The sequence below is a fragment of the Streptomyces pacificus genome, assembly GCF_011766325.1.
Lineage (GTDB): Bacteria > Actinomycetota > Actinomycetes > Streptomycetales > Streptomycetaceae > Streptomyces > Streptomyces pacificus.
Genome location: NZ_BLLG01000115.1, coordinates 1 through 234, shown reverse-complemented (window position 1 = coordinate 234; position 234 = coordinate 1). Strand labels below are relative to the sequence as shown.

The window sequence follows — 234 nt, the reverse complement described above, 5'->3', positions numbered from 1 at the left end:
CCGCACCCTCACCGAACGCCTTGCAACGCCCGTCCTCGGACAACCCCCGCTGACGAGAGAACCCGACGAACGCACCCGGGGTGGACATCACGGTCACACCGCCGGCCAGAGCAAGATCGCACTCGCCACCGCGCAGCGCCTGCATCGCCCAATGCATCGCCACCAGCGACGACGAACACGCCGTGTCGACCGTGACCGCCGGCCCCTCGAAACCGAACGTGTACGACACCCTGC

Annotated in this window: 1 protein-coding gene; it reads right to left on the bottom strand. The window is 68.4% G+C overall.

Translation table 11 applies throughout. The annotated features are described in order from the left end of the window. Nucleotides 1–234: beta-ketoacyl synthase N-terminal-like domain-containing protein (locus tag SCWH03_RS28495; protein WP_173267810.1), on the bottom strand; the 234-nt coding region annotated here is incomplete at both ends.